General features: G+C 72.3%; 9 protein-coding genes. 2 read left to right on the forward strand and 7 right to left on the reverse strand.

The annotated features are described in order from the left end of the window. Window positions 1-143 precede the first annotated feature (143 nt). The 5 genes from ilvC to AC5WRT_RS05630 form a co-directional block, all read right to left on the reverse strand. Window positions 144-1,142, reverse strand: coding sequence for a ketol-acid reductoisomerase (gene ilvC / locus AC5WRT_RS05610; protein WP_496096059.1), 999 nt, complete (start codon window positions 1,140-1,142; stop codon window positions 144-146). A gap of 120 nt (window positions 1,143-1,262) precedes the next feature. Further along, window positions 1,263-1,787: an acetolactate synthase small subunit gene (gene ilvN / locus AC5WRT_RS05615; RefSeq protein WP_055708145.1), complete on the reverse strand. Its 525-nt coding sequence runs from the start codon at window positions 1,785-1,787 to the stop codon at window positions 1,263-1,265. A gap of 22 nt (window positions 1,788-1,809) precedes the next feature. Next, window positions 1,810-3,657 carry an acetolactate synthase large subunit gene (locus tag AC5WRT_RS05620; protein ID WP_496096060.1) on the reverse strand — a complete coding sequence of 616 codons (1,848 nt, stop codon included), beginning with the start codon at window positions 3,655-3,657 and terminating at the stop codon, window positions 1,810-1,812. A 243-nt stretch (window positions 3,658-3,900) separates the two neighbouring features. Beyond that, window positions 3,901-6,930 (reverse strand): putative bifunctional diguanylate cyclase/phosphodiesterase, encoded by a 3,030-nt coding sequence (locus tag AC5WRT_RS05625; protein ID WP_496099989.1) that lies wholly within the window; start codon window positions 6,928-6,930, stop codon window positions 3,901-3,903. A gap of 377 nt (window positions 6,931-7,307) precedes the next feature. After that, on the reverse strand, window positions 7,308-8,249 hold the full coding sequence (locus AC5WRT_RS05630) for a 2-hydroxyacid dehydrogenase (protein ID WP_496096062.1): 942 nt from the start codon (window positions 8,247-8,249) through the stop codon (window positions 7,308-7,310). 76 nt (window positions 8,250-8,325) lie between these two features. Between AC5WRT_RS05630 and AC5WRT_RS05635 the strand changes: the two genes are divergently transcribed. Beyond that, complete coding sequence (locus AC5WRT_RS05635; protein WP_496099990.1) at window positions 8,326-9,324, forward strand: aldo/keto reductase; 999 nt, start codon at window positions 8,326-8,328, stop codon at window positions 9,322-9,324. 95 nt (window positions 9,325-9,419) lie between these two features. Beyond that, window positions 9,420-10,589 (forward strand): PQQ-dependent sugar dehydrogenase, encoded by a 1,170-nt coding sequence (locus AC5WRT_RS05640; RefSeq protein WP_496096064.1) that lies wholly within the window; start codon window positions 9,420-9,422, stop codon window positions 10,587-10,589. A gap of 14 nt (window positions 10,590-10,603) precedes the next feature. On the opposite strand, the gene AC5WRT_RS05645 is transcribed toward AC5WRT_RS05640, so the two are convergent. Next, window positions 10,604-10,822 (reverse strand): DUF6191 domain-containing protein, encoded by a 219-nt coding sequence (locus tag AC5WRT_RS05645; protein ID WP_496096065.1) that lies wholly within the window; start codon window positions 10,820-10,822, stop codon window positions 10,604-10,606. Between the two features lie 50 nt (window positions 10,823-10,872). Next, complete coding sequence (locus AC5WRT_RS05650; protein WP_496099996.1) at window positions 10,873-13,917, reverse strand: helix-turn-helix transcriptional regulator; 3,045 nt, start codon at window positions 13,915-13,917, stop codon at window positions 10,873-10,875. Window positions 13,918-14,001 lie beyond the last annotated feature (84 nt).

The following is a 14,001-nucleotide window of genomic DNA, read 5'->3' on the forward strand; positions in this document are numbered from 1 at the left end:
TCGTCGTTCTGCGCCGCTGCGGAAGTATCACCCGTCCGGGGCTGGACGGGGTGGACAACGCTCGGGGTCGCTCTTGGTCCGGCGCCGTCCGGGGTGGCCGAAAGGGGGCCGGAGCAGACTGCCCCGACCCCCTGACGTGAGGCTTACGCCTCCTCGTTCACCCAGCTCATCAGCTTGCGCAGCTGCTTGCCGGTGGTCTCCAGCAGGTGCTCGGAGTCCTGCCGCTTGTACTCGCTGTACCGCTTCAGGCCCCCGTGGTACTCGTCCATCCACTGCTGGGCGAAGGAGCCGTCCTGGATCTCGGCGAGGACCTTCTTCATCTCGGCCTTGGTGGCGTCGGTGATGATGCGCGGGCCGGTGACGTAGTCGCCCCACTCGGCGGTCTCGGAGATCGACCAGCGCATCTTCTCCAGGCCGCCCTCGTACATGAGGTCCACGATCAGCTTCAGCTCGTGCAGGCACTCGAAGTAGGCGATCTCCGGCTGGTAGCCCGCCTCGGTCAGCGTCTCGAAGCCCGCCTTGACCAGCGCGGCCGTACCACCGCACAGGACGGCCTGCTCACCGAACAGGTCGGTCTCGGTCTCCTCGGTGAAGGTGGTCTTGATGACGCCGGCGCGGGTCCCGCCGATGCCCTTCGCGTACGACAGGGCCAGCGCGAAGGCGCCGCCGGAGGCGTCCTGCTCCACGGCCGCGATGCACGGAACTCCGCGGCCCTCCTCGTACTGACGGCGCACCAGGTGGCCCGGGCCCTTCGGAGCGACCATGCAGACGTCGACGCCGGCCGGGGGCTTGATGAAGCCGAAGCGGATGTTGAAGCCGTGGCCGAAGAACAGCGCGTCGCCGTCCTTCAGGTTCGGCGCGATGGACTCCTCGTAGACCTGGGCCTGGATCGGGTCCGGGACGAGGATCATGATGACGTCGGCCTCGGCGGCGGCCTCCGCCGGCGTCACCACGCGCAGTCCCTGCTCCTCGGCCTTGGCCTTGGACCTGGAGCCCTCGTGCAGACCGACACGCACGTCGACGCCGGAGTCACGCAGCGACAGCGCGTGGGCGTGGCCCTGGCTGCCGTAGCCGATGACCGCGACCTTGCGGCCCTGGATGATGGACAGGTCGGCGTCAGCGTCGTAGAACAGCTCGGCCACTTTGGGTTCTCTCCTTGGTGTGCAGATGGTGCGTCCCACCGTATGACGGTGGGTGGGAAGGAAGTTTGGGGGTCTCGGCATACGGGCGGGCGACGACGCGCCGACCGCCCGTTTTCAGCCTTACGCAGATCGGTCGAGCGCGCGCAGCGAACGGTCCGTGATCGAACGGGCGCCGCGGCCGATCGCGATCGTGCCCGACTGGACCAGTTCCTTGATGCCGAACGGCTCCAGCATCTTCAACATGGCGGACAGCTTCTCGCTGGATCCGGTTGCCTCGATGGTGACGGCCTCCGGGGAGACGTCGACGGTCTTGGCGCGGAACAGCTGGACGATCTCCACGATCTGCGAGCGGGTCTCGTTGTCGGCACGGACCTTCACCAGGACGAGTTCGCGCTGCACGGCCTGACCGGGCTCCAGCTCGACGATCTTCAGCACGTTGACGAGCTTGTTGAGCTGCTTGGTCACCTGCTCCAGCGGCAGGTCCTCGACACCCACCACGATGGTGATGCGGGAGATGTCGGGGTGCTCGGTGACGCCGACCGCGAGCGAGTCGATGTTGAAGCCGCGCCGCGAGAACAGGGCGGCGATCCGGGCGAGGATGCCCGGCGTGTTCTCCACCAGGACGGAGAGCGTGTGCTTGGACATGGTCTTTTTACGTCTCTCTCGCTCAGTCGTCTTCGTTGTCGCCGAAGTCGGGGCGGACGTCCCGGGCGGCCATGATCTCGTCGTTGGAGGTGCCGGCGGCGACCATCGGCCACACCATCGCGTCCTCGTGGACGATGAAGTCGACGACGACCGGGCGGTCGTTGATGGAGTTGGCCTCCTGGATGACCTTGTCCAGGTCCTCCGGGCGCTCGCAGCGCAGGCCCACGCAGCCCATCGCCTCGGACAGCTTCACGAAGTCCGGCACGCGCGTGCCCTTGGCCTCCGGGTTGATGTCGTCGGGCCCGGAGTGCAGCACGGTGTTGGAGTAGCGCTGGTTGTAGAAGAGGGTCTGCCACTGGCGGACCATGCCGAGGGCGCCGTTGTTGATGATGGCGACCTTGATCGGGATGTTGTTCAGGGCGCAGGTGGTCAGTTCCTGATTGGTCATCTGGAAGCAGCCGTCGCCGTCGATCGCCCAGACCGTCCGGTCCGCCCGGCCGGCCTTGGCGCCCATCGCGGCCGGGACCGCGTAGCCCATCGTTCCGGCGCCGCCGGAGTTCAGCCAGGTGGCGGGCTTCTCGTACTGGATGAAGTGCGCGGACCACATCTGGTGCTGGCCGACGCCCGCCGCGAAGATCGTGCCCTCCGGGGCCAGCTGCCCGATGCGCTCGATCACCTGCTGCGGGGACAGCGAGCCGTCCTCGGGCTGGTCGTAGCCGAGCGGGTAGGTCTCGCGCCACCGGTTGAGGTCGCTCCACCAGGCGGTGTAGTCGCCCTTGTGACCCTCGCTGTGCTCCTTCTGCACGGCCTGGACCAGGTCGGCGATGACCTCGCGGGCGTCACCGACGATCGGCACGTCCGCGGCACGGTTCTTGCCGATCTCGGCCGGGTCGATGTCGGCGTGGACGATCTTGGCGTACGGGGCGAAGCTGTCCAGCTTGCCCGTGACGCGGTCGTCGAAGCGGGCTCCGAGGGCGACGATCAGGTCGGCCTTCTGCAGCGCGGTGACGGCGGTGACCGCACCGTGCATGCCCGGCATTCCCACGTGCAGCGGGTGGCTGTCGGGGAACGCGCCGAGCGCCATCAGGGTGGTGGTGACGGGCGCTCCGGTGAGTTCGGCGAGGACCTTCAGCTCGGCGGTGGCCTGCGCCTTGAGGACGCCGCCGCCGACGTAGAGGACGGGCCGCTTGGCGGAGGTGATCAGCTTGGCCGCCTCGCGGATCTGCTTGGCGTGCGGCTTGGTCACCGGGCGGTAGCCGGGCAGGTCCATGGTGGGCGGCCAGGAGAAGGTCGTCTTCGCCTGGAGGGCGTCCTTGGAGATGTCGACCAGGACCGGGCCCGGGCGGCCGGTGGAGGCGATGTGGAAGGCCTGCGCGATGACCCGCGGGATGTCCTCGGCCTTGGTGACGAGGAAGTTGTGCTTGGTGATCGGCATGGTGATGCCGACGATGTCCGCCTCCTGGAAGGCGTCCGTGCCGATGGACGAGGACGCCACCTGGCCGGTGATCGCGACCAGCGGCACGGAGTCCATGTGGGCGTCGGCGATCGGCGTGACCAGGTTCGTGGCGCCCGGCCCCGAAGTGGCCATGCAGACGCCGACCTTGCCGGTGGCCTGGGCGTAGCCGGTGGCCGCGTGGCCGGCGCCCTGCTCGTGGCGGACCAGCACGTGGCGCACCCGCGTGGAGTCCATCAGGGGGTCGTAGGCCGGCAGGATCGCGCCGCCGGGAATGCCGAATACCGTGTCAGCGCCGACCTCCTCGAGGGAGCGGATGAGGGACTGCGCACCCGTGACGTGCTCGACGGGGGCGGACTGCTGTCCTCCGGATCGGGGCCGCGGCTGCGGATGGGCCCCGGTGGCCTGCTCGGTCATCGGCATTCTCTTCTCGATGCTGAGGGTTTTTGCGAGGTTTGTGCGGAGTTCAAGCGCTGCACGAACGGCACTCGTGCAACAAAAAACCCCTCGTGCCGCAAGGCAAGCGAGGGGAGCGCGCCGGTGAGGTCGCTGGGAATTCCGGAACGTCCTCCGGTGGGTCCCAGCTCAGCCGACGCGCTGTCCAAGTACGAGAATTCGGGTGCGCATGGCACTGACCCTCCCCCCGACGCGCACCACATGTCAAGTAGGTGGGACGGGAGTCTCAGAATGTGAACGATGGGCACCGCCGCCTCCGAGTACAGCCGTGACACCCCCTGTGTACACCCCCGAGCGCCCCTTCGGCTCGCTCACGCTCCCCGCGAACGCCGGCTCGGCCGACGGGTGCGGTACCGGGTAGTGGCCGGCTCCGAGCGCACGGCGCAGCCGGTACTCGTCCAGCGGGCCCGCGAACGCCGTCCCCTGCCCGTGGGTGCAGCCCATCGCGCGCAGCGCGACGGCCTGCTCCGGCAGGTCCACGCCCTCGGCCACGGACTGCAGTCCGAGATCGGCGGCGATCCGCAGCAGACCGCTGGTGATCTTGTGCAGCCGCGCGGACTCCACGACGCCCTCGACCAGACTGCGGTCGAGTTTCAGGATGTCCACGGGGAGCCTTCTGAGGGCGGTGATGGTCGCGTGGCCGGTGCCGAAGCCGTCCAGCGCGATCCGCACCCCGAGCCGGCTGAGCGCGGTCAGCCGACGCTCCAGCTCGTCCAGGCAGACTCGCGGATCGGTGTCGGACAGCTCCAGCACCAGCGCGCCGGGCGGCAGCCCGTGCCGGGTCAGCAGTGCCTCCACGGAGCCGAGCGGCATCGAGCGGTCCAGCAGCCGCCGGGTGCTGGACCGCACCGCCACCGGTACGACGGTCCCGCTCGCCGCCCGCTCGGCGGCCTGCTCGACGGCCTCCCGCAGGATCCAGCGGTCCAGCTCGGCGGTCTTGTCGCCGTCCTCGGCCATCCGCAGGAACTCCGCCGGGGTGAACAGCACCCCCTGCGAGGAGCGCCAGCGCGCCTGGGCCGAGACCGCCGTGATCCGGCCGTCGTCGAGGCAGACCACCGGCTGGTGCAGCAGCGCGAACTCGCCGTCGTGCAGCGCGGCGCGCAGCCGGGTCGCCAGCTCCGCCTTGCGTACGACGTCCTGCTGCATCTGCGGTCTGTACAGCTCCACCCGGCCCTTTCCGGCCGCCTTGGCGCGGTACATCGCGAGGTCGGCGTTGCGCAGCAGCTCGCCCGCGCCGAGGCCCGGTTCGGCGAAGGCGACGCCGATGGAGGCGTTGACCCGGACGTCCCGCCCTTCGATGGCGTACGGCTGGGAGAGGGTCACCCTGAGGCGGTCGGCGAGCTCCAGGATGTTCCGTTCCCGGGCGGCACGCTCCCGGGTGCCGTCCCCGACGATCAGGGCCGCGAACTCGTCGCCGCCCAGCCGGGACGCGGTGTCGCCGTGCCGCACCGCGTCCTGGAGTCTGCGGGCGGCCTGGACGAGCAGCTCGTCCCCGGCCTGGTGCCCGATCGTGTCGTTGACGGCCTTGAAGCCGTCGAGGTCGATGAAGAGCACTGCCGTACCGCGCTGGGCGGCGCCCCGGTCGGTGGCGCGGCGGCCGGACAGGGCCTGCTGGACCCGCTTGGTGAACAGGGCGCGGTTGGGCAGGTCGGTGAGCGGGTCGTGCTCGGCGTTGTGCTGCAGCTGCGCCTGCAGGCGGACCCGCTCGGTCACGTCCCGGCTGTTGAAGATCAGGCCGCCGTGGTGGCGGTTGACGGTCGACTCCACGTTGAGCCAGCCGCCACCGCCGGACCGGAAGCGGCACTCGATCCGGGTGGTGGGTTCCTCCAGCGGGCTGGCGGCGAGGAAGCGGCGCACCTCGTGCACCACGCAGCCCAGGTCCTCCGGGTGGATGAGGGCGGCCAGCTCGGTGCCCACCAGCTCCTCGGCGGGGCGGCCGTAGACCCCGGCGGCGGCCGGGGAGACGTACCGCAGGACGCCGTTGGGCGCGGCGATCATGATCACGTCGCTGGAGCCCTGCACCAGGGAGCGGAAGTGGTTCTCCTTCTGCGCCAGTTCCTGGGTGAGGGTGATGTTGTCCAGCAGCATGATGCCCTGCCGGATGACGAGCGCGAGCACCACGGCGCCCGCGGTGATCAGCACGACATGGTCGGGCCGGCGCCCGTTGAGGACGTTGTACAGGATGCCCAGGGTGCACACGGCGGCGGCGAGGTACGGCGTGAGGGCGGCGAGGGAGCCGGTGAGCGGCCGCCCGGCCGGATACCGGCTGTGATCACCCCCCGGGGTGGGCACGGGCACACGGTGGGGGCCGGTGCCGCGCTGTCCGGGCAGGTGCTCGTGGACCACGCGCGTGTGCCCGTCCGGTACATGCGCCTCCTGTGCGCCCTTGCGGCGGGGTGCCGCCCAGGGCGCGTAGGCGAGCAGCAGCGAACCGGAGAACCAGCCGGCGTCCAGCAGCTGCCCGGAGTGGTAACTGCTGTGCAGCAGCGGCGAGGTGAACAGCGCGTCGCACATCACGGTCAGCGCGAGCGCGCCGATCGCCGTGTTCACCGCCGTGCGGTTGCCCGGGCTGCGGCGGAAGTGCAGCGCGAGCACCATGCTGACCAGCGCGATGTCCATCAGCGGGTACGCCAGCGACAGCGCGGTGTGCGCCACGCTCGGTCCGTCGAACCGGGCCGCCTGGGCGAGCGCCAGGCTCCACGACAGCGTGAGCAGCGAGCCGCCGATCAGCCAGGCGTCCAGCGCCAGACACATCCAGCCGGCCTTGGTCACCGGCCGTTTGGCGAGCACCAGCAGGCCGACGATGGCGGGCGGCGCGAAGCACAGGAAGAACAGGTCGGCGTAGCTGGGGCTGGGCACGGGCCGCCCGAGGACGACCTCGTACCACCCCCAGACGGCGTTGCCGAGGGACGCCATCGTCGAGGACAGGGCGAACAGCAGCCACGCCGAGCGGAAGCGGACGCGCGGGCTGCGGGCGTACGCGAAGCAGGACACGGCGGCGGCGCCGGCCGCGGCGCTCAACCCGAAGTCGCCCATGATCAGTGCCAGTTCGTCCGTGCCCCAGTCGAAAGCGGCCCCGACGGCGTAGGCCGCGCAGACGAGGGCGAGGACGAGCTGTTCCCGCGTGCGGGTGCCCTCACGGGCGGCCGGCCGGCGGGGCGGCGGCGCCTGCTGGGGGTGCGGTGCGCGCACGGCTGCGTCGAGGGCGGTCGTCAGCGAGGGCGGCGCGCTCACCGGGGCCTCCCGGTCCGCGCCGCTCCCGGGTCCCGGCGATCCCGGTGCGCGTGCCTCCTGCGGCCGCTGTGCCGGCGCTGGTGATGGCTGTGGTGGCCGGCGTGGTGACCGCGTCTGCGCGCGGCCGTACGCCAGGGTCGCCGTCGGCGGCTCCGCCGCGTCGGATCGTTCGTCCATAGGCCGTGCATCGCCCGTCGCCCCCCTCACAACTCTGAAATGTCCGTCCCCGGCGCCGAACGGTCGGCGGCGCTGCCCCTTCCGGGACGATACACCAGGATCGTCACTCAGGGACATAGCTTCTCTACGCTCCGTGACGACCAGCGGGGATTGCCGGTACGGTGCGCGTCCGGGGGGTTGCGCAGGGTACCGGAAGCGGATCAGGCCCCTGTCGTCAGGACCACGTTCCGCAGCGGCTCGTGGTTCACGAAGCGGGTCAGCTGGTTGACGAGCAGCCGCTTCGCGCGGGGCAGGAACGCCGAGGTGGGACCGCCGACGTGCGGGCTGATGAGCACGCCCGGGGCCTGCCAGAGCGGGTGTCCCGGCGGCAGCGGCTCGGGGTCGGTGACGTCCAGGGCCGCGCTGATGCGGCCGCTCTCCAGCTCCGCGAGCAGCGCCTTGGTGTCCACCACCGGCCCGCGGGCCACGTTGACCAGCAGCGCGCCGTCCTTCATCCGCGCGAGGAACTCGGCGTCCGCCAGCCCCCGCGTCTGCTCCGTCAAGGGCGTGGAGAGGATCACGACATCGGCGTGCGGAAGCAGGGAGGGCAATTCGGTGAGCGGATGCACCGGACCGCGCGCCGTGGTGCGTCCGGAGCGCGCGACGCGCGCCACCCGCGCGACCTCGAAAGGCGCGAGCCGGTCCTCGATGGCGGCGCCTATGGAGCCGTAGCCGACGACGAGGACGGATCTGTCGGCGAGGGCGGGCCGGAATCCGCCGAGCCACTCGCCGCGCTCCTGGGCCCGCACGAAGTCCGGGATGCCACGCAGGGAGGCGAGGACCAGGGTCAGCGCCAGCTCGGCGGTGCTCGCCTCGTGCACCCCGCGCGCGTTGCACAGCCGCACGCCCGGGCGCAGCCGGCGCAGGCCGGGCTCCACATGGTCGATGCCGGCCGACAGCGTCTGTACGACCTCGACGGCGGCCATCTCCGCCAGCGGGCGCACCCCGATCCCGGCGGGCTTCATGTAGGGGACGACGTAGAAGGAGCAGGCGGCCGGGTCGCCGGGGAACTCCTCCTCACCGTTCCAGAACAGGTACCGGGGCCCGGCGGGAAGCCCCTCGATCTCCTCCGGCGCGATGGGAAGCCACACGTCTGCAGTCATGGCAAGGAGGCTATGTCAGGCACGCGCGTGTGCAGAGGTTAGGTTGGGGGCCGGGCAGAGGGAGGTTCACGAGCAGGTGGAGCGCAGGACGATCGGCGCGGGGGCGCTCGCGGTGGGGGCCGTCGGACTCGGGTGCATGCCGATGAGCTGGGCGTACAGCACCTCGCGGCAGCGGGGCGACGAATCGCTCAGATGCGTGCACCGGGCGCTGGACCTGGGCTCGGCCCTGCTGGACACGGCGGACATGTACGGCCCGTTCACGAACGAGCTGCTGCTGGGCCGGGTGCTGAAGGAGCGGCGCGCGGAGGCCTTCGTGTCCACCAAGGTGGGGCTGCTGGTGGGCGAGCAGCACATCGTGGCCAACGGCCGCCCCGGGTATGTGAAACGGGCCTGCGACGCCTCGCTGCGGCGCCTGCAGACGGACGTGATCGACCTCTACCAGCTGCACCGCGCCGACCCCGAGGTGCCGGTGGAGGAGACCTGGGGCGCGATGGCCGACCTGGTGCGGGCCGGGAAGGTGCGGGCGCTGGGCCTGTGCGCGGTGGGGGCGCGCGGCGGCCGCCGCTCGGGCGCCGGGCTGCACGAGGGCACACTGCGCCAGTTGCAGCGGGTGCAGCAGGTGTTCCCGGTGGCCGCGGTGGAGGCGGAGCTTTCGGTGTGGTCGCCGGAGGCGCTGCGGACCCTGCTGCCGTGGTGCGAGGCGCGGGGCGTGGGCTTCCTCGCGGCGATGCCGCTGGGCAACGGCTTCCTGACCGGCACGCTGACTCCGGGCGAGGGCTTCGAGCCGGACGACGTCCGCGCCCGGCATCCCCGTTTCACGGCGGAGATGATGGCGGCCAACCAGCCGATCGTCGCCGGCCTGCGCCGCATCGCCCGCCGGCACGGCGAGCACGTCACCCCGGCCCAGGTGGCGCTGGCCTGGGTACTGTCCCGGGGCCGCCATGTGATCGCCCTGCCGGGCGCCAAGCAGGAGCGGTGGGCCGTGGAGAACGCGGCGGCGAGCGGACTGCGCCTGACCGAGGAGGACTTGGCGGAGGCCGCGGCGCTGCCGGCGGCGCAGGGGTCGTGGGACTGACGGGTTTGCGGGATCGGCGGTGCCGGAGCGGGAACCCGGAGAGGCTGGGCGGTGCAGGACAACGAGCACCGCTGGATCACCGCCTCGAAGGGACCATGATCGTGCGACGACGCGCTGTGCCGGCCGTGCTGGCCGCGGCCGCCCTCCTGCTGGCGGCCGGCTGCTCCTCGGCCGGCGGAGGGCCCCCCTTCGGTCCCGGGCGGACGGCGGCCACGGGTACGGCACCGGGCAGGTCCCCGTCCGGCCGGGTCACCGAGTCGCCTCCGCCGGCCGAGGGCTCGGTGAAGGTGCTGCGCACCGTGGCCCAGAACCTCAGGACACCCTGGGGGCTGGCCCCGCTGCCCGGCGGCGGTCTGCTGGTCTCGTCCCGCGACGACGGCACGATCATCCGGATCGACGACAGGACCGGCCGTACGACCGAGCTGGGCACGGTCTCCGGGGTCTCCCCGGCCGGTGAGGGCGGCCTGCTGGGCATCGCGCTCTCCCCCGGCTTCGCCTCGGACCACATGATCTACGCCTACTTCACCTCGGCCTCCGACAACCGCATCGTCCGCATGCTGTACGACGAGCGCAAACCGGTCGGCGAGCAACTGGGCGCCCCGGACACGGTGTTCAAGGGCATCCCGAAGGGTTCCGTCCACAACGGCGGGCGGATCGCGTTCGGCCCGGACGGCATGCTGTACGCGGGCACGGGGGAAAGCGGCGAGCGGGGCCTGGCCCAGGACAGGAAGTCCCTCGGCGGCAAGATCCTGCGCCTGACCCCGGAGGGCGAACCGGCACCGGGCGACCCGTTTCCCGGCTCGCCCGTGTACTCGTACGGCCACCGCAACGTCCAGGGCCTGGCCTGGGACGACAGACAGCGCCTGTTCGCCTCGGAGTTCGGCCAGGACACCTGGGACGAGCTGAACGCGATCGAACCGGGCGGCAACTACGGCTGGCCCAAGGCGGAGGGCAGGTCCTCCGACCCCGCCTTCCGGAACCCGCTGGCCCAGTGGCACACCGACGACGCCTCCCCCAGCGGCATCGCGTACGTGAAGGGCGTGATCTGGATGGCGGCCCTGAAGGGCGAGCGTCTGTGGCGCGTCCCGCTGGGCGGCACGCAGGCCTCGGCGCCGCCGCAGGCCTTCCTGACCGGGCGGTACGGCCGCCTGCGTACGGTCGTCGCGGCGGGCGGCGACAAGCTGTGGCTGGTGACGAGCAACACCGACGGCCGGGGCCGGCCCCAGAAGGGGGACGACCGGGTGCTGGAGGTGGAGGTGAAGTAGCGCCTCCGAACGGCTCACGCCCCCTCGGTGCCCTGTTCCTGGCTCTCCTCCGGCTCGGCCTCGGTGGACGGTGGCTCCGGCAGGCGTATGACCGCCTTGCCGGAGGCCAGGTCTATCGGACCCCGGCCGGGGTCGCTGTCGCCCACGTCCTCGCGGGTCAGTTCCAGGCGGTTCTGCTCTTCCCGGGTGTGTTTGCGACCGGGTGCGAACAGTTCCTCGAAGGCGTTGAACACGGCCCCTCCCCCGTTTTCTCCCCCTTGTGGCCCTTTCCCCAGCGTAGGTGTCAGCCCGCCGTTCCGGCAGTGAGCGTCTCGGCCGGGAACAGCTCCAGCCGGTGGGCCAGCGCCGCGGCCTCGCCCCGGCCGGAGACGCCGAGTTTGCCGAGGATGTTGGACACGTGGACGCTCGCGGTCTTCGGGGAGATGAACAGTTCCTCGGCGATCTGGCGGTTGGTGCGGCCGGCCGAGACCAGGCGCAGCACGTCCCGCTCCCGGCTGGTGAGCCCGAGGGCCGCTGCCGGGTCGGCCGGGGCGAGGGCCTGTCGGGGCGGGTGGGTCAGGGTGAGGCGGGCGCGCTGGGCGAGCCGGGCGAGGGCGTCGGCGAGGGAGCGGGCGTCGAGGTGGGCGGCGACCGCCGCGGCCAGCCGGAGCAGTTCCAGCGCGCGGTCGCGTGCGTCGTCTCCACCGCCGCCGGCCAGGAGGGCCGCGGCGAGGCGGTGGCGGACCCGGGCGAGTTCGTAGGGGCGGTCCAGGCACTCGAAGGCGGTGACGACCGGCGACCAGTCCTCGGCGGTGTCCGTGCCCTGCGCGCGGCGCAGTTCGGCACGGGTCCACTGCTCGTAGGCCCGCCAGAGCGGGGCGCCGGTGGCGAGGTGCCGCACGGCCTCGCCGAGGCGGTCGAGGATCTCGGTGCGGCCCGGCTCGGCGGCGGGCAGGGTGCGGGCCTCGGCCTCCACGGTGGCGGCGGCCCGCAGCAACGGCCAGCCGTAGCGCTGGGTGCCGGGTGGGAAGCCGTCGTCCAGGGCCCGTAGCAGTTCGGCGCGGGCGTCGGCGATGCGGCCCTCCTCGGCGGCGACACCGAGGGCGACCCTGGCCAGGGGCAGGGAGAGCTGGGGCATGGGGTCGTGGGTGCCGTAGTGGGCACGGCCCTCGGCGAGTCTGCGGCCCGCCTCGGCGAGGTCGCCGCGGGCGAGGGCCAGGTGTGCCAGGCGCAGGGCACCCTGGCCACGGGGCTTCGCGCTGTGGCCGACCCGAGTGGCGTGCGTGGCGGTCTCGGCGGCCTCCGCCCAGTCGCCGAGCGAGTAGAGCGCCTCGGACAGGTTGCCCCGTATCCAGGACTCGGAGTCCAGCAGCCCGTGGGTGCGGGCGAAGGCGATGCCCTCGCGCAGGAGGGGGACGGCCTCCCGGTCGCGGCCGATGCCCTGCAGCTGGGAGGGCAGGTTCACATAGGCCCGGCCCGCGACATGGTGCACGCCCTCCGCGAGGGTGTCCCGCAGCACCTGCCGCATCTCCGCCAGGCCCGTCTCGGTGTCGCCCGCGTCCACCTTGAGACAGCCGAGGGTGAGGCGGGCGTGCAGTTCGATGTCGCGGGCGCCGACCATGCGCGCGTACTCCACGGCACGCTCGGCGGCGGCGAAGGCGTCGGGGCCGGGCCGGTGCAGCATGGACCAGTTGGCGGCGAGGGCCAGCACCTCGGCGTGCACCTCGGACGGCGGCAGGCCGCGCACGAGGTCCTGGGCGGTGGCCAGTTCCTGCCAGCCGTCGCCACGGGCCTGGGCCTGGACCAGGCGGGAGCGCTGGATCCAGAACCAGGCGGCGCGCTGGGGGTCCGGCTCGTCCTCCAGGAGGCGCAGCGCCCGCTTGGTGATCTTCAGCGCGCGTTCGCGTTCCCCGCCGAAGCGGCCCGCGACCGCCGCCTCGGCCATCAGGTCGAGATAACGCAGCGGTGCGGTGGCCGGATCGCAGCCGCACGGAGGGTAGACCTCGGTGTAGTCGACCGGGCGCAGGGCCGAGCGCACCTCCTTGGGAACGTTGTCCCACAGCTCCATCGCCCGCTCCAGCAGCCCGAGTTGCTCGGTGTAGGCGTGCCGGCGGCGGGCCACGACGGAGGCGTCCAGGACGGCGGGCAGGGCCTTGGCGGGGTCATGGGCGTGGTACCAGTAGCTGGCCAGGCGCATCACGCGCGCGTCGGCCGGGACGAGCGTGGGTTCGGTCTCCAGGGCTTCGGCGTAGCGGCGGTTGAGGCGGGAGCGTTCGCCGGGCAGCAGGTCGTCGGCGACGGCCTCGCGGACCAGGGAGTGCCGGAAGCGGTAGCCGGTGCCGTCCCGGGTGACGGTGAGGATGTTGGCGCCGACGGCGGCCCGCAGCGCCTCGATGAGGTCGTCCTCGCCGAGCCGGGCGACGGCGGCGATCAGCCGGTACTCCACGGTGGAGCCGCCCTCGGCGACGATCCGTGCGACCCGCTGGGCGCTCTCGGGCAGCGCCTCGACCCGGACCAGGAGCAGGTCGCGCAGGGAGTCGGTGAGGCCGGCGCAGCAGCCGTCGCAGGCGGCGACGGCGAGTTCCTCGACGAAGAAGGCGTTGCCGTCGGAGCGTTCGAAGATCTCGTCGACCTGCGCGGGGTCGGGTTCGGCGGCGAGGATGCCGGCGATCTGGCGGCCCACCTCCTCGCGGGTGAAGCGGGCGAGTTCGATGCGGCGGACGGTGCGCAGCCGGTCCAGTTCGGCGAGCAGGGGGCGCAGCGGATGGCGGCGGTGGATGTCGTCGGAGCGGTAGCTGGCGAGGACGAGGAGCCTGCCCGCGCGCAGGGTGCGGAAGAGGAAGGCGAGGAGGTGGCGGGTGGAGGCGTCGGCCCAGTGCAGGTCCTCCAGGACGAGCACGACCGGCCGCTTCGCCGCGACCCGTTCCAGCAGCCGTACGGTGAGCTCGAACAGGCGGGCCATGCCCTGCTCGTCGTGGCGGCCGGCGCCGGCCTCGCCCAGGTCGGGCAGCAGGCGGGCCAGCTCCTCCTCCTGGCCGCGCGCGGCGGCGGCGAACTCCTCGGGGAGGGCGTCGCGCAGGGCTCGCAGCGCGGTGGCGAAGGGAGCGAAGGGCAGCCCGTCGGCGCCGACCTCCACACAGCCGCCCACGGCGACGACCGCGTGCCGGCCGGCGAGCGCGGTGAACTCCTCGACGAGGCGGGTCTTGCCGACCCCGGCCTCGCCGCCGAGCAGCAGCGCCTGGGGCTCGCCGGCGCGGGCGCGGACGAGCGCGTCGTTCAAGGTGTCCAGCTCGCCGGTGCGGCCGACGAACACGGGACTGACGGACCTGGTCTCCACGGGCCCGAGCATCGCACGGGACCCGGAGGGCAGGGCAGCGGTTTTCCACAGGCCCGGTCCGATCGTCGTACCGACGACCGGGAGGGTCGCAGCCAC

The organism is Streptomyces sp. NTD91 (genome assembly GCF_059510455.1).

Bases quoted from the DNA above. Each gene is read 5' to 3' on its own strand.
- ilvN (WP_055708145.1), bottom strand. From the start codon at position 1,787: ATGTCCAAGCACACGCTCTCCGTCCTGGTGGAGAACACGCCGGGCATC.
- AC5WRT_RS05650 (WP_496099996.1), bottom strand. From the start codon at position 13,917: ATGCTCGGGCCCGTGGAGACCAGGTCCGTCAGTCCCGTGTTCGTCGGC.
- AC5WRT_RS05620 (WP_496096060.1), bottom strand. From the start codon at position 3,657: ATGACCGAGCAGGCCACCGGGGCCCATCCGCAGCCGCGGCCCCGATCC.
- AC5WRT_RS05640 (WP_496096064.1), top strand. From the start codon at position 9,420: ATGATCGTGCGACGACGCGCTGTGCCGGCCGTGCTGGCCGCGGCCGCC.
- AC5WRT_RS05630 (WP_496096062.1), bottom strand. From the start codon at position 8,249: ATGACTGCAGACGTGTGGCTTCCCATCGCGCCGGAGGAGATCGAGGGG.